The organism is Paenibacillus sp. FSL P4-0081 (assembly GCF_000758565.1).
In the GTDB taxonomy this organism is placed as follows: Bacteria; Bacillota; Bacilli; order Paenibacillales; family Paenibacillaceae; genus Paenibacillus_AQ; species Paenibacillus_AQ phytohabitans.
In genome coordinates this window covers 3874356-3894090 of sequence record NZ_CP009280.1, presented here as the reverse complement: position 1 = coordinate 3894090, position 19735 = coordinate 3874356, and the positions used below count along the sequence as shown (strand labels likewise).

The 19735-nt window shown below is 49.6% G+C and carries 22 protein-coding genes; 3 read left to right on the top strand and 19 right to left on the bottom strand.

Features of this window, described 5'->3' with window-relative positions; translation table 11 throughout:
• Nucleotides 1-40: 40 nt before the first annotated feature.
• On the bottom strand, nucleotides 41-610 hold the full coding sequence (locus tag P40081_RS16650; RefSeq protein ID WP_042136969.1) for a TetR/AcrR family transcriptional regulator: 570 nt from the start codon (nucleotides 608-610) through the stop codon (nucleotides 41-43).
• A gap of 185 nt (nucleotides 611-795) precedes the next feature.
• Between P40081_RS16650 and P40081_RS16645 the strand changes: the two genes are divergently transcribed.
• The gene (locus tag P40081_RS16645) at nucleotides 796-1239 is read left to right on the top strand and encodes a DUF4395 domain-containing protein (protein ID WP_042136966.1); all 444 of its coding nucleotides are present in this window, start codon (nucleotides 796-798) and stop codon (nucleotides 1237-1239) included.
• A 110-nt stretch (nucleotides 1240-1349) separates the two neighbouring features.
• Here the strand turns inward: P40081_RS16645 and P40081_RS16640 are convergent, their stop codons facing one another.
• From P40081_RS16640 to P40081_RS16590, 10 genes are all read right to left on the bottom strand, one after another.
• Complete coding sequence (locus tag P40081_RS16640; protein ID WP_042136964.1) at nucleotides 1350-1688, bottom strand: DUF6054 family protein; 339 nt, start codon at nucleotides 1686-1688, stop codon at nucleotides 1350-1352.
• Nucleotides 1689-1729: 41 nt separating this feature from the next.
• A complete protein-coding gene (locus P40081_RS16635) occupies nucleotides 1730-2260 on the bottom strand; it encodes a hypothetical protein (protein WP_042136963.1) in 531 nt (176 codons plus the stop codon).
• 213 nt (nucleotides 2261-2473) lie between these two features.
• The gene (locus P40081_RS16630) at nucleotides 2474-3220 is read right to left on the bottom strand and encodes a 4'-phosphopantetheinyl transferase family protein (RefSeq protein WP_042136961.1); all 747 of its coding nucleotides are present in this window, start codon (nucleotides 3218-3220) and stop codon (nucleotides 2474-2476) included.
• 31 nt (nucleotides 3221-3251) lie between these two features.
• Entirely contained in the window at nucleotides 3252-4184 is a 933-nt protein-coding gene (locus P40081_RS16625; RefSeq protein WP_042136959.1) for an NAD-dependent epimerase/dehydratase family protein, read from the bottom strand.
• Between the two features lie 318 nt (nucleotides 4185-4502).
• Nucleotides 4503-5477, bottom strand: a complete 975-nt coding sequence (locus P40081_RS16620) for an ROK family protein (protein WP_042136957.1) — start codon at nucleotides 5475-5477, stop codon at nucleotides 4503-4505.
• Between the two features lie 215 nt (nucleotides 5478-5692).
• A complete protein-coding gene (gene ltrA / locus P40081_RS16615; protein ID WP_042132671.1) occupies nucleotides 5693-6985 on the bottom strand; it encodes a group II intron reverse transcriptase/maturase in 1293 nt (430 codons plus the stop codon).
• A 610-nt stretch (nucleotides 6986-7595) separates the two neighbouring features.
• Nucleotides 7596-8381: an ABC transporter permease gene (locus P40081_RS16605; RefSeq protein ID WP_039292825.1), complete on the bottom strand. Its 786-nt coding sequence runs from the start codon at nucleotides 8379-8381 to the stop codon at nucleotides 7596-7598.
• 6 nt (nucleotides 8382-8387) lie between these two features.
• Complete coding sequence (locus P40081_RS16600; protein WP_042141150.1) at nucleotides 8388-9182, bottom strand: ABC transporter permease; 795 nt, start codon at nucleotides 9180-9182, stop codon at nucleotides 8388-8390.
• Nucleotides 9183-9252: 70 nt separating this feature from the next.
• Nucleotides 9253-10308: an ABC transporter ATP-binding protein gene (locus P40081_RS16595; protein ID WP_042136955.1), complete on the bottom strand. Its 1056-nt coding sequence runs from the start codon at nucleotides 10306-10308 to the stop codon at nucleotides 9253-9255.
• 110 nt (nucleotides 10309-10418) lie between these two features.
• On the bottom strand, nucleotides 10419-11201 hold the full coding sequence (locus P40081_RS16590; protein ID WP_042136953.1) for a GTP cyclohydrolase II: 783 nt from the start codon (nucleotides 11199-11201) through the stop codon (nucleotides 10419-10421).
• Nucleotides 11202-11495: 294 nt separating this feature from the next.
• On the opposite strand from P40081_RS16590, the gene P40081_RS16585 reads away from it, so the two are divergent.
• The gene (locus tag P40081_RS16585) at nucleotides 11496-11822 is read left to right on the top strand and encodes a catDE operon transcriptional regulator CatR (RefSeq protein WP_039292833.1); all 327 of its coding nucleotides are present in this window, start codon (nucleotides 11496-11498) and stop codon (nucleotides 11820-11822) included.
• Nucleotides 11823-11897: 75 nt separating this feature from the next.
• On the opposite strand, the gene P40081_RS16580 is transcribed toward P40081_RS16585, so the two are convergent.
• The 4 genes from P40081_RS16580 to P40081_RS16565 are packed head-to-tail and all read right to left on the bottom strand — an operon-like array spanning nucleotide 11898 to nucleotide 15419.
• Entirely contained in the window at nucleotides 11898-12779 is an 882-nt protein-coding gene (locus tag P40081_RS16580; RefSeq protein ID WP_042136952.1) for an ABC transporter permease, read from the bottom strand.
• The gene (locus P40081_RS16575; protein ID WP_042136950.1) at nucleotides 12776-13759 is read right to left on the bottom strand and encodes an ABC transporter ATP-binding protein; all 984 of its coding nucleotides are present in this window, start codon (nucleotides 13757-13759) and stop codon (nucleotides 12776-12778) included. The genes P40081_RS16580 and P40081_RS16575 overlap by 4 nt, the downstream gene beginning before the upstream one ends.
• Nucleotides 13756-14880, bottom strand: coding sequence for a hypothetical protein (locus P40081_RS16570; RefSeq protein WP_042136948.1), 1125 nt, complete (start codon nucleotides 14878-14880; stop codon nucleotides 13756-13758). Before P40081_RS16570 ends, P40081_RS16575 begins: the two co-directional genes overlap by 4 nt.
• Before the next feature lie 23 nt (nucleotides 14881-14903).
• Nucleotides 14904-15419 (bottom strand): sigma-70 family RNA polymerase sigma factor, encoded by a 516-nt coding sequence (locus P40081_RS16565; protein WP_042136946.1) that lies wholly within the window; start codon nucleotides 15417-15419, stop codon nucleotides 14904-14906.
• A gap of 357 nt (nucleotides 15420-15776) precedes the next feature.
• On the opposite strand from P40081_RS16565, the gene P40081_RS16560 reads away from it, so the two are divergent.
• Entirely contained in the window at nucleotides 15777-15989 is a 213-nt protein-coding gene (locus tag P40081_RS16560; RefSeq protein WP_039292850.1) for a hypothetical protein, read from the top strand.
• Between the two features lie 161 nt (nucleotides 15990-16150).
• Here the strand turns inward: P40081_RS16560 and P40081_RS16555 are convergent, their stop codons facing one another.
• The 4 genes from P40081_RS16555 to P40081_RS16540 all read right to left on the bottom strand — a co-directional run bounded on the left by P40081_RS16555 (nucleotide 16151) and on the right by P40081_RS16540 (nucleotide 19485).
• Nucleotides 16151-16465 carry a hypothetical protein gene (locus tag P40081_RS16555; RefSeq protein WP_042136944.1) on the bottom strand — a complete coding sequence of 105 codons (315 nt, stop codon included), beginning with the start codon at nucleotides 16463-16465 and terminating at the stop codon, nucleotides 16151-16153.
• A 125-nt stretch (nucleotides 16466-16590) separates the two neighbouring features.
• Nucleotides 16591-18045, bottom strand: coding sequence for a PTS transporter subunit EIIC (locus tag P40081_RS16550; protein WP_042136943.1), 1455 nt, complete (start codon nucleotides 18043-18045; stop codon nucleotides 16591-16593).
• A gap of 42 nt (nucleotides 18046-18087) precedes the next feature.
• Entirely contained in the window at nucleotides 18088-18597 is a 510-nt protein-coding gene (locus tag P40081_RS16545; protein WP_042136942.1) for a PTS sugar transporter subunit IIA, read from the bottom strand.
• Nucleotides 18598-18618: 21 nt separating this feature from the next.
• Nucleotides 18619-19485: a PRD domain-containing protein gene (locus P40081_RS16540; RefSeq protein WP_076244917.1), complete on the bottom strand. Its 867-nt coding sequence runs from the start codon at nucleotides 19483-19485 to the stop codon at nucleotides 18619-18621.
• Between the last annotated feature and the right edge of the window lie 250 nt (nucleotides 19486-19735).

Sequence of the window (19735 nt, the reverse complement as noted above, 5' to 3'; positions counted from 1 at the left end):
TTGTTACTGTGTTGCAGTCTTGCGATGGTACTATGAAACCTTAAGCCAGTATTGCCGGAATACTCTCTGCTGCCGCAACCAGCGGCTGGACATTTCGGCAGGTTAACGCCAGGAGCAGCGCACCTTCAAACAAGGAGACCACAACAGTCGCTTTTCCCACAGCAGCTTCCTCCTGCATGCCATCCTTCATCAGACGCTGGGCGATCACATCCTGCCAATCCTTGAACACACATTGACAAGCGGTTCGCAGCTCATTGCTGACACAGGAAGTCTCCACGGCTACCCAGAAGCTGAACGGCACCAATCCTTCAAAAGACGATTCCTCCGCTTCCCTCGCCATAGACAGAATGAAATTCTGCACTGCCTGAGCAGGTGAGTCTTCACTCTCTACATAATGCCGCAAATTTTGGGAGACCATTTCACTTGTCCGGTTAATACAGGTCAACACCAGCTCTTCTTTGCCGTGAGGAAAATAATAATACAATGATCCTTTGGGCGAATCGCTGTCCTTGATGATCTGATTTAGTCCGGTTGCATGATAGCCCTGTGTGAAAAACAATCTTGAAGCCGTATCCAGAATAGCTTCACGTGCATTATGCTTGTTTGACAAGCCGGACACTTCCTTTATAGATGTTTCTGCACTTTTATAACAATTGGTCTACATAATAAAACCACGAGTGGGCTCCGGCTGTCAATGGATAATAATTTCAAATTTTAATGTTTACGCTTACCGATTGCCACATTGCGGATCATTGGTTATAATTTAATTATTCCAATGCGAAAGGTGTGATTTAAATGAGTGAGCCTTCAATCATTAAGGGAATTCCCCGGCCGTTAGTCAGAACTAATCAGGCTTTTATCGTAATTTCTGTATTATTGTCACTGTTTACGGGAGCTTACTGGATTCTTGCCCTGCCGCTTGCCGCAGGACTGTCTGGCCTAATCTTCGGATATAATCCGGTTATCAAGGTTGCGGCGAACTTCCTGACTAAGGAGCGCTCCGCCTATGTACTGGAAGACTGGGAACAGCAGCAGTTCAACCAGAGCATTGCCGTCTTCTGCCTGACTGCAGGGCTGGTCAGCTTCCTAGCCGGCTGGACCGTTGCGGCTTATATCTTCACGATCATGGTTGCGGTAGCAGCCACAGTAGCTATCCTCGGCTTCTGCATCGGGTGCTTCATCCACTACCAGTGGAGAATGTATACCTATAGACGCAAACAGGCAGCCCTCCACAAATAAGCAGGAGTCTGCCCGTACGGTGTATCTTACAAGGCCAGTAAGCCACAGCAGCAGCAGTATGCTGCCAGACCTATGCTGGCCTCCAAGCTCCTTCTCCTTAACATCCCCGGTTATTCCACAATATAATCCGCCAGAATTCGCTCCACTGAAGAAGCGAAGCTTTTGCCGGCGCCCCAATCGAGCTTAAGGATCAACCCGTTGGATCCTCCCGCCGGAATAAGCCGGACATTACTTCTGCCCTTCAGATTATCCACTAGAATCACCAGCGCCGCCTGATTACCGGACCGGAAATAATACCGCTCATAGACCAGCGTTCCGATCATCTTGCCTTCACCGAGATCATTCAGCTCCTCGTACAACAGCTCCGACTCCTGCGTCATTCCCTCTTTGATCAGCGCAAGCGTCTCATTGGGCTGCAATCTGACATCGAGTTGATAGGCCTCATTCATGCTCATCACCCTCCCACGGGTTTAGGTATACAACTATTTGCCTAGCGGCCTTCACCAGCCACATCCCAGCGGTGACGGAATTTCTCCAGCCGCGGATGCAGTTGTGCGGGCGCTTCTGACAACAGCAAACGCAGCTTGACGATCCATTCCTCGAATGAGGAATAGGAAGCGAACAGATTAGCCATCTCCGGAGTCAGATAGAGAAAGTAAGGTGCGGAATAGACCTCGCTGATATGGCGCAGCGCAGAATCAAGCGGGGTGTATTTCTTGCGTTTCCCCTCCAGACTTTCCACGGTAATGAAAGAGCGCCCCTGATCTCTTTTCCACTCATGCAGCCGGTCCTCCCGTTTATATAAAACCTGCACCGGCTCCTTCGTCATCCGTCTCACGGTTTCTTCATGCAGCGGATACAGCACCAGCTTGGTGAATTTGCGCTCTATCGCTGTCTCAGCCGCCTTCATCAAATCCATATCCGAGATATGCTCGAATGAATCATAGAAGATTAAGGTCCCTTTGCGTTCACCGGCTGGGGGTTCATAACCATAAGGCACATGCTGAATGTCTCGTTTCATCATTACCCTCCTGTGTGCTTCAATATCTACAGCATATCATGCTACCCCGGACCGCGTACAATTCCTGGACCTAGAACCTATGCCCTGAATAGTAATACTCGCCAAAAAAGCAGCGGTTGCCAGTCATGGCACCGCTGCTATATGTAAGTGTTGCTCAGTGTAAGGACATTCTGTGCCCTCATATCTAATACCGGCTGGCAGGTGCCCTCTTCCCTACAAGACGGTGAGTCCGTCAGGCTCTGAAGCGGATTGCTCCTCCTGCAGCCGGCAGCGCCGCAGAAACACTTCGGCTAGATCCTTAGCCCGGACCACCAAATACTGATCAGGAAAGCGGAAATCTGTTGAACAAGCGGTCAGCACGTAGCCCGGATCTACCGGATATTGCCTGAACGCATGATCGGGCAGCCGGTCACTAAGCACAGACTGCTCATATTTCAAAGCATACTGCTCAGAGAATACCGAACGGATCGGAACCGTCAGGCCAATGCCCTCCATCTTCAGATAACTCTCCTTCCGCGTCCACAGGTCATAGTAATAGCGTATTTGAGCCTCTGATTTCAAGCTCTGGTATTGCTCCATTTCTTCAGGGGACAGGCTGTACCGGGCTAACGCCGGATTTATGGCAGCCATCTTCTGAATGTCGATTCCAACCCGCTGTCCCTTGCGGCTGACGATACCTGCTACCCATTTTCCCGAATGTGAGAGGTTATAGTCCCACGGTTCGCGCATAGCAGACAGCCGGGGTTTGCCAAACACCCCTTTGTCAAAACAGATCTCATCATTCCGCATTCCCTCCATATCCATGGCGAACATCCGGGCAAGGATGTCTCCGATAAGAGACCTGCGAACATCGTCTTCACGTTTCAGCCGGCTGCTGCTCATCCGGCGCTCCGGTGACACATGGGGCAGCAGCTCAGGAATCGAAAAAGCAGTCCCGAGTGATACAGCAATGATATGCATGAACGGCCAATCCTCCTATCGGTTCTCCGGTCTATTCCTGCTGCTCCCGGAACCAGCCCAAGGTTTCTTTGACTGCATCCTTGTAGGCGGTTGGAGAATATTCCGGGAACCGCTTCATGAATTTGTTCTCGCTCAGCACCAGCGGATACTGGTATTCGTATAGCAGCTCATGGAATTCCTTAGCTTCTTTATCGAATATACCTGCCAAACCAACGGCCCAGCCCGGGAGAGTCCGGCATTTCCTTGGACTGTCTGCTTCATCCTGGATGAGATTCAGGAACTGGCGGCCTTCAATCGCCCCGGAGCCCGACACATGCCATTCCCCTTCTTCCCCGCTATACGCCAGCAGCACGGCTGCTTTGGCCGCATCACGGATATAGACCAGATCATGGGAAACATCCAGCCTGACCGGCCAGGCGATGGTTTTGGCCCGCAGCGCTCCGTTGAATATCGGTCCGAATACCCTGTTCGTAACGTTGGGACCATAGTAGTCGGGATAACGCGGAATGACATAGCGGAAGCCGTTCTCCGCTGCCCGCTTCTTCAGCAGCTCTTCCAGCTGGTTACGGAGCTTTCCTTTACGGGTAAGAGCCGCCTTGGGATGGTTCTCATCCGCGGGAAGGTATTGGAATCTGCCGTATCCGTAGACATTGCCGGGAAATACCAGCGTCTGCCCGGAATGCAGCTTCGCGGTAACCCGTTCCAGCGCTTTGGGCATGATCGTGTACCAGTCCTGGTAAGGCACATTAAGACAGAAGTAGACCGTTTTCACTCCTGTCAGGAGAGCAGCAAGAGCCCTCTCATCTTGTATATCCAGTGAAGCCATAGTCAGCAGAGGTCCTCTCAGTCTGCTTAGTGCCTCATTAGAACGATGATAGGTCGCTGTTACCAGCTTCCCCCGCCACAGTAATTCTTGGGTAATGGAATGGCCTAAACCGCCATTGCCTCCGATTACGAGATTCATAACATTACCGGCTCCTTATCGAGCGTATGAATACCTTCAGCCACCAGCTTCAGTGTTTATTCAGTCTGCCCGGGATGATGTTTAGCAGTTATGAAGAACCGTTACATGCCGCTTCCTCAGGAACTGCCGGATATAGAACTGCTGCCGAATTCTTAACCTGCTATTAGTATACAGCCAAGAATATGCTGTCATCATTGGGATAATTTGACGATTATTGTCGTTTAAGGTCCTTAATATGTAGATATGGTGAATTATTGAGATTCAATAGTTTTGCATCACCTTACGTTAATCTTCGCCGATCATTGTTCCGGTCAATCATCATTTAAGAGCATTCAGTCTCTGGTCCGCATATACTGCTGCGCCAAGTGTGCCCGCCCTGCTGCCCAGTTCGGCTTGAACGATCCTGCATTTGCTCCCTGAGAGCTTCAGCGCATGAGCATTTACAGTGCCGCGGACGCTGCCCAGCAGCCGTTCTCCTGCGGCAGCCATACCGCCTCCAATAATGATCAGCTCCGGGTTCAGCAGATTAATTACATTAGCCAGACCGTACCCCAGCAGTTCTCCGGTTTCATGCATGACCTCAATCGCCAGCGGGTCCCCGAGATCATAAGCCTCCGAAATCATTTTTGCGGTAATTTGTCCGTCATCCTGATTCGTCCAAGTCTGAATCAGACTGCTCCTGCCATCCAGCAGCTTCTCTTTGAACGTGTTGACCATACCCACAGCAGATACATACCTCCCGAGACAGCCGGAGCTCCCGCAGCGGCAGGGCCGGCCCTGCCGGTACATATTCATATGTCCGATTTCACCAGCGCTGAAGGTTGTTCCGTACAACACCTTGCCGTCATCGACAATGCCTGAGCCCAGTCCGGTTCCAAGTGTGAGCAGCACCAGGTTACGGCATCCTTTTCCGGCTCCCTGCTGCCATTCCCCATATAAGTTAACCCGCACATCATTATCGATGTAGACCGGATAATCATAAAAGGGTTTCATTGCATTCACTATATGTATTTGTTCCCATCCGGGAAAGTTAGGCGAAAAGATGGACAGGCCTTCCTCCGGGTCCAGCAGACCGGGAATTCCCATCCCCATACAGGTGATCTGCTGCTGATCTATCCCCTTGCCCTCTGTCAGCTGTGTAACGGCCAATCTGATCCGCTCCAGCACATGCGCCGGTCCTGCCGCCGCTTCCGTTGGCAGAGACAGCTCCTCGACTGCGTTGAAATCCCCATCGAACAATCCCGCTTTGATATTGGTGCCGCCCAAATCGACGCCTATAGTATAATTGTTCATCGCTTCTGCTCCTTTACAGCAATTGTCCTTATCCTTACTTTACTCTCACCACTTATTATGCGCTTTCATGTATTGGACAGGTAGGATTTTTTGAGCATTGTTATAGTATTTTCTAGAGTAAAGGGCTGGATTTAAACCAGCCCCTCCTCATCAAACCGTACGTGAGGTTTTCCCTCATACGGCTTTCCGATGTTTGTCATTCATGGGCATGCAGATTACAACAGCGTTTTTAGTCCATATTGCTTGGCACTATACTTAACTTCAGAAACTGAACTCATCCATCTCCCGCGTTGTCTCTTCTTCGCATACCACCGTGTGAATCTCTGCAAGATATACCAGTCAAGCTTGGCTAACCTCTTCTGGCTGTAGTTCGTGTAATAGTAATTTCTCCATCCTTGAATCTTTGGATTGAGCCATTCCACATGCTCCACGAATGATCTTGAGCGCATACTCGGCGGTGCTAATCTTTCTTTGACCACTCCTCGAATACGTTCCTCTGCCTTCTTTGTTAGCCACTGCTGCGTGGTGTAGTACACCTTCCCTTGAGAAGTCTCTGCTTTCGTTTTTCGGTGGTGCATCCCTAAGAAGTCGAACCCTTCGTCTCCTGTCCATAGGCCTACAATACGGGTTTTGGTTGGATGTAAGGTCAGTTCCAGACGTTCCATGATTCTGCCTATGAGCTCATAGGCATGCTCGGCGTCCTTTTTGGATTTACAGACCACAACAAAGTCGTCTGCATACCTTGTCAGTTCTCCCAATCCACTTCCGTGTTTCTCCCACAGTCGGTCAAAATAGTTCAAGTAGATGTTCGCCAGAAGCGGTGAAATGACGCCACCTTGCGGTGTACCTAAATCGGATCGCCTTACGTTTCCTTCTTCCATGACTCCCGCCTGTAACCACTTCCGTATTACCTTTAGGATCCGCCTGTCATTAATACGCATTTGTACCAATTTCATAAGCTTCTCCTGATTAATATTGTCGAAGTAGCCTTGGATATCGACGTCGACTACCCAATTCCCTTTGCGGTTGCAGGCTTTCCGGATTCGATCTAGCGCTCCTTTTGCACTTCGTTTCGGGCGAAATCCGAAGGATACATCTTCGAAGTCTGCTTCGAAGATGGGTTCAATCACGAGTTTCGTTGCCATCTGCACTACTCGGTCGCGCACGGTGGGTATGCCCAGCGGTCTTGGCTTCCCGTCTTTCTTCGGGATATAGTGCCGTCGTACGGGCTGCGGATGGTAATTGCCTTCTTTCAATGCTCGCTCGCATTCCTTGAGGAACCTTGTTTCTCCTTGTTCCACAATATCTGCAAGCGTCACCTCATCTACTCCGGCCGCTCCCTTATTTGCTTTCACCCGTTTCCAGGCTTCGCACAGCACATCCCACCGATAGACTTTGTCGTACAACGCATGGAATTTACGCTTACTGTTCTCCTTGGCCGCCTGACCTAGCTTTTCTTGGAGTTCTTGAACTTTTTCCTTGGGTGTCGTTAGCCGTTTGGCATTCACTCACTCGTACCTCCTCCAAAAGCATAAACAAAGCAGGGCTCCTTCCCTCCCTAAGGTTATGTTGTCCTTAGGTTCTTCGGTACTATGAGCCCCTCGGACTCCCTTCCCACAGACGGTTCATTTCGTCTTCTGGACTTATAGAGCGCCTCTTTACGGGTTCCTAAAAAAAAAATCCCGTGTGGGGGAGGGTCTCCCCAGTTCACTGCATTATCTTTCAACCCATGCCGTTCCCTATACGCCGGAGGATTCTTCACTGCTGATCCAAGTTCTGTACAGTTTCCTTGGCCTTCGTCCAGTATAGCGAGACTCGGCATCCTCTCTTCCCCTTCGCAGGGCCTTTTTGACGACGCGGCAGGATTCACTTGATGTTGCGGCCTGGGTTGTTGCTCGCCCGGTCTCTGACCCGTACTTTTGTCGATGCGCTTTTACACACAGATTTCGCCATGCGCAAGCATCCTAGCTACAAAGGTGGCTTGGCCCCTCCTTTGATTGGACTTTCACCAATTAGATAATGCGTGCCTCTGGGCACGCCTACACAAAAAAGGGCCGTCCGCGCCAGCCAATGAATAGCTGCTTGGACGACCCTGTATAATGTTCTTTGCGGAATCCCTTAAGACCCCGCACCTTTGTACCGCTTAACGCCATAGCTCCAGGCCATCAGGCCGATGCCGAGGAACACTGCACCCACAACGGGGGTCAGCAGCGCCATCCCCTTCATCTCATCACGGTGGAGGAACAGGGCTGCCGGATAGATCCCGACAAAGGCAAACGGGATAATCCAGGTTAGCAGCACCTGAATCGCCCGGTTGTAGATCGTAACCGGATAACGGCCGTAGGTCTGGATATTATACATCAGCGGCAGAATACCCGTCGGCGCATCCGAGTAGAACGACAGTGAAGTCAATGTCGTATAGATGCCGGTATAGATTGCTACCGCACTGAGTGTCAGGATAATCAGCATCGGAATGGTCCACCATTCGAACGGCAAGCCCAGATTGCTGCCGCTGATGGCCATAACAATCAGTCCGATGAAGGAACCCACAAGTGACGGCGGGTCCACATTCTCCAGGAAGATCTGGAACAGGTTATGCGCCGGACGGGTCAGAATACGGTCCATCTCGCCTTTGACGATATAACGCTCACTGAAGCCCCACATATTCACGAAGCAGCTGAACACGCCGAACGGCACCATGAAGAAGCCGTAGACGAACACCACTTCGTTCTGATTCCAGCCGCCCAGGCTGTCGGTATGCATGAAAATGACCAGAATGAAGATAAAGTTCGTTGCCTGGAAGAGCAGATCGGAAACCACCTCCACCCAGAAATCAGCACGGTAGGTTAACCTTGTCTTCATATAATTTTTCAGATATTCAATTAACAAGCCCAAATAGTACATTCCGGCTCAACCTCCCTGCACGAACAGCCGCTGGCGCGCTGCGTGATATAGCCAGACAATCGGAACCAGCAGGACCAGGAACCAGATCACCTGGATGCCCAGCACATTCCAAATGCCCACTCCCTGCACACGGCCCGTGAATACGGAACCCGGCAGATACGTGATGGCCTGAAAGGGCAGAACCTTGAGAATGGACGCTAACCAGCCCGGAAACAGCGTAATCGGGACGATCAGGCCGGAAAACAGGTCAACGATAACACGCTTCATGCGCATCATCCCCTCATTATTCTCGACGAAGAATGCAGAGAGCCCCGTTATGATATTAATCTGTGAGCTGATCAGGAAGCTGAAGAAGAGCATCACCAGGAAACCGATCCAGGCGGATGGTTCTGTCGGCAGCTGCACCGGAAACAGCAGAATGGCAATCACCATGCCCGGAATCATCAGCATCATGAAGCGGAACAGGCCTTCGCCAAGTCCCTGCATCATTTTGACCAGAACATAGTTATAAGGGCGGATGAACTGAATCGCGATGCTGCCGTCACGGATATCGGTAGAAATCTCCCTGTCCAGGTTATTGAAATAGAACGCCCGGGCCATCCATGAGACGGCCACATACGTAGTCATCTGCGCTCCGGTAAAGCCGCCTAGCGACTCCCCGTTGCCATATATAGCTTTCCAGGTGAAATAGTTAACCCCGATATTCAGCGTGTAGATCAGAATTCCTGAATAGTAATTGATCCGGTAGGCCAGCATCGTCAGGAAGCGGATGCGGATGAAATCGAAATAAGCGCCGAGCAGCAGCCTGCGTCCGTTCTCTCCAGAACCGCCTGAAGAGCCTCCGGAGGAGGCAACTGCACCATTAAGCTGCTCAGACATGGATGACCTCTTTCTCATCTCGGAGTGCTGCTATCATCTCTTCCGGTTTCTCTGCCGAACCTGACTGATAAATACTGCGGACAATATCGTCCGTGTTCGTCTCAATGATTTTGATGTCTGTAATATCTGCCTGTCCAACCACCCGGCCCAGTACATCCGATACATTCAGCTCGAGCGGAATCCATACCTTGGCACCCAGCTCATTCTCGGCGGTCCAGGTAACCGGCATCCCCTCTGTCCACTGAACCAGCTGCTGCAGCTTCGTCGCAGTACCGAACTGAAACTGCACCTCGCGTCCGGTTCCCCACCGCTGCTTGAGATCCTCCAGACCCCCGTCATAGATAATCCGCCCGTCATCCAGCATGATTACCCGCGAGCAGAGAGCTTCAATATCCTGCAGATCATGCGTCGTCAGCAGAATGGTTGTACCATGCTCACGGTTCATATCCTTGAGGAACTCACGAATCTCCGACTTCACGACAATATCAAGGCCGATCGTCGGCTCATCCAGAAACAGAATTGACGGGTTGTGCAGCAGCGCAGCGACCAGCTCACAGCGCATCCGCTGTCCGAGACTGAGCTTGCGTACCGGACGGTTCAGCAGCTCCTGCAGCTCCAGGCGCTCGACGAGCTCATCCAGCCGTTTTTTGAAATCCTGCTCGGAGACCCGGTATACCTTGCGCAACAGCTGGAACGATTCGATGACACCGATATCCCACCAGAGCTGGCTGCGCTGTCCGAATACGACTCCGATATTCTGTACGAACTTCTCCCGTTCCGCATACGGCACGAAGCCGCCTACAGACAGACTGCCGGCGGTAGGTACGAGAATCCCGGTGAGCATCTTAATCGTGGTCGATTTGCCGGCCCCGTTCTCCCCGATGTATCCGCATATTTCGCCTTCCGGAATACTGAACGAAATGTCCTTCACTGCGGTCACTTCGGAATATTGCCGTTTAAACAAATCAGCGAAGGCCCCTTTGAGGCCCTCGCGGTTTTTTTGGACTTTAAATGTCTTGCGCAAGTCCTGCACTTGAATAGCATTCATAGGTTACCTCACTAAGCTAAGTATTGGGTTCAGTACCCCATTATAATAGAATGAATCCAAAAGTACTACCTATTTCCCTTACCATTCTGCTCTGCCAGAGTACGGCCGGCTTATTTAGCTACTCTGCCCTCAAAAAAATCCGCGCTCTGCACAGCCTCCAGATGTCCCGAGCGGGCTACTTTGGTACGCAGATACTTTTCGTTGAAGACCGAGACATCGCCCCATAGCGGTACTCTTTTGACCGTGTTCATTCCGGCAGCTCTCAGAGCTTCCATCTTCTTCGGATTATTGGTGATAAGGGTCACCGGTTTGTTGCGCAGGGACTGAAGCACGCTGATCGCGTCACTGTAATCTCTGGAATCATCGGCAAAACCCAGCTCCAGATTAGCTTCAACAGTATCATATCCTTCTTCCTGCAAAATATAAGCCATGGCTTTGCTGAACAGGCCGATGCCTCGTCCCTCATGATTAGCCAGGTAAAAGAGGGCACCGGAACCATGCTGGGCAATCATCTTCATCGATGTGTGCAGCTGGAAGCCGCAATCGCAGCGTTTGCTGCCAAAAATATCGCCGGTATGGCAGATGCTGTGCATCCGGATCAGCGCTTCGTCGGAGTTCTCGAAATCCCCATAGACAAGAACGCTCGACTGTTGTCCATCCGCAAGGTTCATCGAAGACAACCGGCTGATGAGCAGCTCTGTAGCCTCTTTACCTTCCGCTTGCTGAAGCTCTTCATCCGTCACTTTCAGCCAGCTGTACCATTTGAAGGTAACGGTCTCCCCGTCCAGGTTCACAGGTAAGGTAATGGGACCAACCAGTATATTCGTGGAATCTTCCATTGAGATCCGTTTGATTTTGTTCTGTAATATGGAAAGGATATCGGGTTTGATCATGAGTGCACCGTCCTAAAAGTTTTGATAGCATTAGCTTCTTCGTTTCCGTTTCGCAAAACTTGCTTCGGAAGCATACACTTAGTTTTGATAGCATAGCCCAAGCAACTTTTCTCCCGAAAATGCGTAATAGCCTATGCCTGGTTCGTAAAATTTTAATATTCATTTTTTGCACTAGTAACTATTTGTAAGTTAGTTTATCATTGTAATATAAGTTCGTCAAGTTATAATATATATTTAAATATTAATGATTACTTATTGTAAGTTTATGATATAATGAATGTTGAGGTGATGCTAATGAACAATTTCGAAATGTGTCCACGCTTCGAGAAAGCGGTCGATGTGCTTAGTAAACGGTGGGTTGCTCTGATCGTATTCGTACTGATGGATGGTCCGCGGAGATTCGGGGAAATCGAGCATTGCTTATCCAATCTAAGCGGCAAAGTATTATCCGACCGGCTGAAGGAAATGGAGAACGAAGGCATCATTCAGCGTACGGTATATCCTGAAATGCCTGTGCGTATTGAATATTCGTTAACCGACAAAGGCACGGCACTGGCTCCCATTCTTGGTGAAATCGGTAACTGGTCCACGGATTGGATTGAGATTGGCGTGACCAAATGATTGCCGGCCTGCATGCGAAGCAGCGCCCCTGAAGGTTCCTTAACCAGGAAACTTTGAGGGCGCTGTTTGTTTGTCTTATAAATCCTTGCGCTGAAAATGCAGAATTCCTATCGCAAATACAATTACGGTATAACACACAGCATATACGATGAATGACACTGACGGGTACGCGGTGATATTAATGATGCTGAGTCCGCCGTTACTTAGGGAAACCAGGCCGCTGATATCCTTCAGACTGAACAGCTCGGCGGTCATTCTGCGCTGCAAGGCATCTGCCGGCATCAGCATCGACATGATTCCGGTCAGATTATGGAGCACATTCAGCGCGTCGTTCTCCAGCCGCAGCGAACCGCTTAGCTTATCAAGCATTCCTCCCAGAAACCCTGCCCCATAGAGCATCGTCATGAACACACCGTTACCCAGCGCCGAGAAAATCCCTGAGCCCAGCATGGATACGGAGATTAACAATGGAACCACAGAAGCAAACAGCAGAAATGACTTCACTAGTGCTGCCGGATCTCTGGGTACACTCGCATGGACATTTGTGATCAGCAGGATAGCCAGAAATAGAATGAAGGCATATACTGCACCCAGTGTCACGAAACCGAGCCAGCGGCCAAGATACCATTTCCAGCGGGGCAGCGGCCGGGGCAGCAATGCCTGCATGACTCCTTGTTCCGCTTCCCCGGCAATTACCGAGAACGAGCTGAAGATCGCCAGAAAGGCGATTACAAAGGCGCCGAAAAAGTATCCCAGACTAAGAATAAAAGCGCCGTTCGTAAATCGTGTGAACAGCTCGCTCCCGTTATGTACGGACCCCGCCCCGGGGTCATTCTTTCCAACCGTATCGGCCACAAACCAGAAGGCGATCAGAAAGACAAACGTGAGCAGCAGAGTCAGCAGCATCACCTTTTTGCGCAGCATTTCCTTCCATGTCATTTCAAGTATGGTATTCATTCGCTCTCCCCCCTATGGCTAAGTCCGGATACGGCATCCATGAACCACTCTTCCAGCCGTTCTTGTTTGCGGGTTACTTCATATAGAGTCATCCCCTGCTCCACAATCAGCCCGTTCAGCCAGCCCGCCTGCTCCTCGTTGTCCAGCTCTGCTTCCAGCCATACGACACTGCTGCCTAATTCCGGCTCTTGCCCGGTTTTTCCGGCTCCAGCGGCCGTCTGCCGGATGTTAAGCCCTGTATGCTCATTCAGCCAGGACAGCAAAAAAGGCGTATACCCGCCCACTTTGAAATGCCAGCTGGTCCGCTTGCTCAGGATCTCTGATACTTTGCCGTGCCGCAGGACCGCCCCGTTATTAAGCAGGGCCATCCGGTCGCACAGCACTTCAACATCCTCAAGCAAATGGGAGTTGAGAAATATCGTGATCCCCCTCTCCTTCAGCCGCTCCAGAATCATCCGTACTTCCATTCTCCCGATTGGATCAAGAGCAGAGGAGGGTTCATCAAGAAAAATAATTTCCGGCTCATTGACCAGCGCACAAGCCAGTCCCAGCCGCTGCTGCATTCCCTTGGAATAATGCTTGACCCTGTCCTTCCCGCGCTGACCAATGCCTACTTCCTGCAGCAGCTGTGGGATCCTTCTATCCGCCAGAGTCTTCTCGATCCGGCATAGCTTGGCATGCAGTCTGACTACCTCTTCTCCGGTCAGCCACTCCTGATAACGGTATAGCTCCGGCAAATATCCAATCTTGGCTTTGGCTTCAAGAGAACCGAGCGGGTGACCCAGGATGGAAGCATTCCCGCCTGTTGGCGAGATGAGTCCCACCAGCATTTTGACGAAGGTGCTCTTGCCTGCACCGTTGGGGCCGAGGAAGCCGAAGGCTTCCCCTTTCCCCACAGTGATGGTAACATCCCGGCAACCGCGTCCATTAGTATACTCTTTGGTCAGGGCGTTAGCATCAATTGCAGGTACGCTGCTCATTGTGTGATCAACTCCTGTACTTTCTGAATGAATTGATCCCTGTCTGGATAGACATCTCCGCCAGTAAGCTGGAGCATCTGACCATCCTGGACCCAGACCGCAGAATAGCTATAGCCACTGCTGAACTTCATTTCGGTAAGAATAACAGAAGTGTCGGCCACCGTAATCTGTTCATCATTGCTGCCCTTTATCAGCGGCATCGGAATATCGCCTGACAGAATCCGGCTCTTCTGCAGGTCACTTCTCAGATAATCGGGAATTAGCGGAAAGTTAACTACGGCATCCAACGCTTCATCTATATCTATAGAAGGATCAACAGTAACTACAGGTGTATTCATCTGTGACAGAGTAGCCCAATGCTCCGGATCTGGAGACAGGTCATAATTCACAATTTCGGGCAAATGCAGTGTAAGCGGTTTTCCGTCCACAGACTCCGGCAACAGATCGTTCGAGCCTACACGCTTCAACGCCTGATTCACTTCATCCACGTTCAGCGTAAGGGTAATATCACGGGACGGACTCACCTCTACAGTCTTCATGCCAGTCATATCTTGGCCCTTCAGAGGTTCATATCCCAGCACTCCTTGTATTTCCCCAACCGGGAGCTTGCCCTCGACAGATCCGTTAGCGAATGTGAAAGTGCCAAAGGAATTCATCGTCTTGTGGAAATTCCCTTCCCCGCTCACCTGATAGAACATATCGCGCAGATCGCTCTCTTCCACTACAGCTACATCCTGCATCCGGAACTGGTTGAGGATAGCAGCCATGGCGGTATTGCCTACTGGAGTAGCCAGAATAGCGGCGAAGATGGCAACCCCTGCAGCGGCAGCAGCCCACTTACGGCTGCGGCTCAGCACTGGTCTGCGTGATTTGCTGATGGAATTCTGCGGAAGCTCTGAACCTGTATTTTCTCTTGCTCTTACTGAAGATATAGAATTGATTCCGCTTGCCGCAGAATCCGTTATAACAGTTTCCTCTGTTTGAGCCGCTAATGCTGCCTCCTGCTTGCCCCATTCGGCCCAAACCGGATTTACCGGTTCTTGTCCGAGCTTCTCCTGCAATTTAGCCCATGCCTCGTCTGTTCCCACGGGCTGAGAATTCCCGTTTGCTCTATTGTTCATTGCTTCATTCCTCCCGGATGATCTTATTCTTGCGGAAGCGACTTCACCGCATGCTGTTTCAATTTGGCGGTAGCCCTGCTTAACAGCGTGCCTACTACCGGCGGTTTCACTCCGAGCTCTCCGGCGATCTCTGCATAGCTGTAACCCGAATACTTAAGCAGCAGAGCCTGCCGGTCCCGCTCGGGAAGCCCGTCCAGCCAGCTCCGCACATCTTCCTGGTCCAGCTTGCCCAACACTACTTCTTCCCCCGTAGGGGCTGAGGCATCTGTATCGTACATTAACTCCTGTTTATTAATCAGTCTTCGCTCCCGCACTTGCTTGTTCAGGTAATCGTATCCGATCCGTGTAAGCACTCTATGCAGCCAGGCTCCCAGAGCTTCGGGATCATCCGGCGGATTTCTGTACAGTCTCAGAAATACCTCCTGCGCCAAATCATCGGCTGCACTCTCATCCCTTACAAGCGCGGACAGCTTTCGGCGCACGATTGGATAATGTGTATAAAAAATCGATTTAAAGTTGTCTGATTCCGGAATGTCCATCAGGTAATCCTCCTTATCCGCTGCAGCTATAAGTAAGACGAAGGCTGAAGCATATTTGTATCATTCCCGTTTCAAATATTCATCCCATTCTTACCATAAGAGCTGCCGATACGCAAAATAACCCCACAAAGTGGGGCCTTAAGTTCGATGTATATTCAATTAAATAGGCACTACCCGTACCCTACATGTCCATGTTAAGTATTCAGATAATTACCATCCGCAAGGTCAGAATATCCATAAATGTGACAAAAATCAAAGAAAAAACGTACCAATTTAGTATAGACAGGTTGCTCTGAACGGTAAAATATAGTAATTTTAAAAGTGTAAGCTATTATAAATTGAGAGGTGGAGCTAACGATGGAAAAGATGTGTATGGAAATGATGATGAACATGTGTATGGAGGACATGATGTGCAAGATGAAGAACATGAAGATGTGCATGGAAAAAATGACCGAAATGGGCATGATGGACATGGATATGGACATGATGATGAAGAAAATGCAGGAATGCGATGAAATGATGACCATGTGTATGACCATGATGCGTGAAGGAATGCAAATGTCCAAGTAAGTGACCGCAAGTTGTTGAAGTGAATCCGCTAAATTCACTCTAACAGTATATTCGCATATCATGGCAGAGCAGACTAACTGCATGCCATTTTTTATGTCTATTTTTTATTTATATTTCTGTATCTTCTACCTTATTATATCTCCGAATATCCCTTGCCTGGCCTATCTGATCTTGATATACCGATCCTGAATCTGTTTGGCTACGGTAATCCGCTCCATCTTCAGCTCCCAAATCTGCTCTTTCCACCGGTCGCTACCCTCATCATCCTCATGATCTCTCAGCTTATCGAATAACTGCAGCAGCATGAAGTTAATGTGATCGAACCGCGACCAAAGCTCTCTTACGCTATCCACTTGTTTCTGTGCTTCCGCAAGCTCTTTATAGTTCTTCAAGCGATCCAGGAGATCAGCCTGCCACTGTTCATCGTTAATTGCTATGGCGTAATTTAGAAGATCCAGAAAATCATCGATTGACATGTGTACCGACTCCTTAATTTCTTTATACCAAGTATTATACTCGTATTATGTATATTGCAATAGTTTGCATAAAAAAAAGCAGACATCCAAGATGTCCGCTTCGGAATAACTATTACGCTGCAGAGTTACATCAGCTTTTTGATATCATCCTTAATCTGCTCGGACTGCGGTCCGAATACAATCTGTACAGCCCCTTGCCCCAGTCTCATTACACCGGAAGCGCCAAGCTGTTTAAGTGCAGAGTCCTTAACCGCCTTGTCATCGTTAACGTTAAGTCGCAGACGGGTAATACAGGCATCGATGCTGCGGATGTTCGCAGGACCGCCGATATTCTCCAGAATCTTAGCAGCCCGGGAAGAAGCTGATGCGGTTGTTGTACCTTTGCCTAGGTCAATCATTTCATCATCTGTATCATCTTCACGGCCTGGTGTTTTGAGATTGAACTTCACGATGACAAAGCGGAACAATACATAATATAGTAAGAAGAATGCCAGCCCTACAGGGAACAGAACCCATGCATTCGTTGAAATCTTCAAATTGGTCAGATAATCAATTAGACCTGCGGAGAAGCTGAAGCCCAACCGTACATCCAGGATGTACATCACAGCCATAGACACACCGGTGAGAAGCGCATGCACGAGGTACAGAAGTGGTGCCACAAACATGAACGAGAATTCAAGCGGTTCAGTGATACCTGTAAGTATTGAGGCAATAGCAGAACCAATGAAAATCGATGCCACCATTTTTTTCTTTTCCGGTTTTGCAGTATGGATGAAGGCAAGCGCCGCACCCGGCAAAGCGAACATCATAATCGGGAAGAAACCGGTGGTGAACATCCCTGCACTTTTATCCCCAGCCAGGAAGCGCCAAACATCTCCATGGACGACCTCGCCGGCTGCGTTCGTATAATCACCGAGCTGGAACCATGCAATAGTGTTAATGACATGATGAAGGCCAATCGGAACAAGCAGACGGTTTGCGGTTCCGAATACAAATGAGCCAATTGCACCAAGGCCTACTACCCAATTTCCGAATTCACTGATGACATCCTGTACCGGACTCCAGATCATACCAATGAAAACAGCCAGCACCATAGTCGAAGCCGCAGTAATTATCGGAACAAAACGTTTACCTGCGAAGAAGCCCAGCCAATCCGGCATTTTGATATTATGATATTTCTTGTACAGGAATGCTGCCCAGGCTCCGGCAAAGATACCGCCAAGCACACCCATATCCAACACAACATCATCGCTAATGAAACCAAAGGTTCCCGGAACGATCAACAATATTTTGGTAAGAACCATATAAGCAATCAGTGCGGATAAAGCAGCTACGGCATCCCCGGCGAATCCAATGGCGACACCAATTGCAAAAATTAAGGCCAGATTGCCGAATACCGCACCAGCACCTGCGTTTAAGAATGGAGCAACGTATTGGTTCAAGAATCCACCTATTGTGCTACCCAGATGCAAATCCTTTTCATAATCGAGAAGTCCAAGCCCTTGCAGAATCGCTGCCGCCGGCAATGTAGCGACTGGTAGCATCAGAGACTTCCCTAACTTCTGTAAAAAAGCTAACATAATGAAATCATCTCCCGGTTTCATATTAGTACGTATATGTTTTTATAGCTTTGAAACCACTGTAAGAATACTGTTCTGTCCCGCAAATACTGCGCCGTAATGGCATTTGACTTCCGGGGTGTACTCCTCGCTGCTGGTCACAATGACTGGTGTAATGGTTCGGTACCCCGCTGTCCGTATCGCCTCGAGATCGAACTCAATCAGCGTCTGGCCTGCTTTCACTTCATCTCCGGTAGCAATACTGCTGATGAAGCCGTTTCCCTTCAGGCTGACCGTATCGATCCCAATATGCATCAGGAGCTGCAGACCGGAGGAATGCTCCAGGATAAGTGCGTGATTGGTTTTGACCACATGGGCGATTGTTCCGTCAAAGGGAGCGATTAATCTGCCCTCGGTCGGTTCTATGGCAATTCCCTTACCCATATGCCCGCCGGCAAATGTCTCATCCGGTACTTCAGATAACGGAACGGCTTGCCCGCTGACCGGAGCGGGTATCTCAATACTTGCTTCAGCATGTTTCTCTTCTTTTTTGGATTTCCATCTGGAAAACATAAATGTCACTCCTTGCTGCTGTTATTTATTTTTCTCTAAGGTCTGGAATAACCGGTGCAGATGCATGGCAAGGAAGCATATTTCTTCTTCCGGTACGTCTACGCCGAGCTTGCCCTGCATGATCTTTCCCATTTTGAGAGCCAGCTTGTATTCATCCTTGTATTCTTTCTTGATATGCTTCACGAATGGATTATCAATGAGCGAACCCTGCAGAATCCGTTCAATAGAGAATCTCAGGTGTACCATCAGCCGGACATGATTCATACTGCCCTGTTCAAAAATAATATTGCGTTCGTTGCGGATCATATCCATCAGATCACTGACGATGTTAGAGGCTTTGACCAGCTGGCCAACCGGCACATTGCTGACCGCAGAATATACGTGATAGGTGAGGAATCCGACTTCATCTTCAGGAATCCGCACCTCGAATTCCACGCTGATCTTCTCCGCTGCCTTGTAAGCGATCTCAAATTCCCTGGGAAAGGTCATCCGCGTTTCCTCAAGGAACGGATTGACAATGTCCATACCGCTCCGCAAGCGGAATATGGTGAACTGGATATGGCTGGGGAGCGCCAAATAGATCTTGTCGTTTAACTTGCCGGGAAACTCACGGGCGATATCCGAAATAATCTCATCCGTAATCCTCATGACCTTGGGATCTATGTCTTCCAGCAGAATCTGATACTGGCTCCATTCCTCCCGGTCCTCCAGCCGAAACAGCTTCTCAATCCGGGGATCATCCGCATCAATCACACCTGCGTCTTTAAGCGCAAAACCGATGCCCTTGCCGATAATCACATATTCCTTGCTTTTCTTGCCTCCTTGGACCATCACGACATTATTTCCAATCACCCGCAAAACCTGAAATTGTTCATTTTCCCTCGCCAAGTTCTCCCTCCTTTCCGCCCATTGCCTGATTTTTCGCACAAAAAAGAGCCAAGACTGACTCAAACGAATGAGATCAGATCTTGGCTCATGCCCTATTAAGGTAACACGCCACTTGCATATAAATGATCATTTATGATCTCATAATAAATCATACCTTGTGTTCCGTCAATGAGTTTTTCGAAAAGTCAAGTTTTACCCCGACAGTCATGATTTCAAGATCTATTCTATACCTATATACATTATTTATACA

Bases quoted from the DNA above. Each gene is read 5' to 3' on its own strand.
- P40081_RS16645 (WP_042136966.1), top strand. From the start codon at position 796: ATGAGTGAGCCTTCAATCATTAAGGGAATTCCCCGGCCGTTAGTCAGA.
- P40081_RS16640 (WP_042136964.1), bottom strand. From the start codon at position 1,688: ATGAATGAGGCCTATCAACTCGATGTCAGATTGCAGCCCAATGAGACG.
- P40081_RS16635 (WP_042136963.1), bottom strand. From the start codon at position 2,260: ATGAAACGAGACATTCAGCATGTGCCTTATGGTTATGAACCCCCAGCC.
- P40081_RS16630 (WP_042136961.1), bottom strand. From the start codon at position 3,220: ATGCATATCATTGCTGTATCACTCGGGACTGCTTTTTCGATTCCTGAG.
- P40081_RS16625 (WP_042136959.1), bottom strand. From the start codon at position 4,184: ATGAATCTCGTAATCGGAGGCAATGGCGGTTTAGGCCATTCCATTACC.
- P40081_RS16620 (WP_042136957.1), bottom strand. From the start codon at position 5,477: ATGAACAATTATACTATAGGCGTCGATTTGGGCGGCACCAATATCAAA.
- P40081_RS16605 (WP_039292825.1), bottom strand. From the start codon at position 8,381: ATGTACTATTTGGGCTTGTTAATTGAATATCTGAAAAATTATATGAAG.
- P40081_RS16595 (WP_042136955.1), bottom strand. From the start codon at position 10,308: ATGAATGCTATTCAAGTGCAGGACTTGCGCAAGACATTTAAAGTCCAA.
- P40081_RS16590 (WP_042136953.1), bottom strand. From the start codon at position 11,201: ATGATCAAACCCGATATCCTTTCCATATTACAGAACAAAATCAAACGG.
- P40081_RS16585 (WP_039292833.1), top strand. From the start codon at position 11,496: ATGAACAATTTCGAAATGTGTCCACGCTTCGAGAAAGCGGTCGATGTG.
- P40081_RS16580 (WP_042136952.1), bottom strand. From the start codon at position 12,779: ATGAATACCATACTTGAAATGACATGGAAGGAAATGCTGCGCAAAAAG.
- P40081_RS16575 (WP_042136950.1), bottom strand. From the start codon at position 13,759: ATGAGCAGCGTACCTGCAATTGATGCTAACGCCCTGACCAAAGAGTAT.
- P40081_RS16570 (WP_042136948.1), bottom strand. From the start codon at position 14,880: ATGAACAATAGAGCAAACGGGAATTCTCAGCCCGTGGGAACAGACGAG.
- P40081_RS16565 (WP_042136946.1), bottom strand. From the start codon at position 15,419: ATGGACATTCCGGAATCAGACAACTTTAAATCGATTTTTTATACACAT.
- P40081_RS16560 (WP_039292850.1), top strand. From the start codon at position 15,777: ATGGAAAAGATGTGTATGGAAATGATGATGAACATGTGTATGGAGGAC.
- P40081_RS16555 (WP_042136944.1), bottom strand. From the start codon at position 16,465: ATGTCAATCGATGATTTTCTGGATCTTCTAAATTACGCCATAGCAATT.
- P40081_RS16550 (WP_042136943.1), bottom strand. From the start codon at position 18,045: ATGTTAGCTTTTTTACAGAAGTTAGGGAAGTCTCTGATGCTACCAGTC.
- P40081_RS16545 (WP_042136942.1), bottom strand. From the start codon at position 18,597: ATGTTTTCCAGATGGAAATCCAAAAAAGAAGAGAAACATGCTGAAGCA.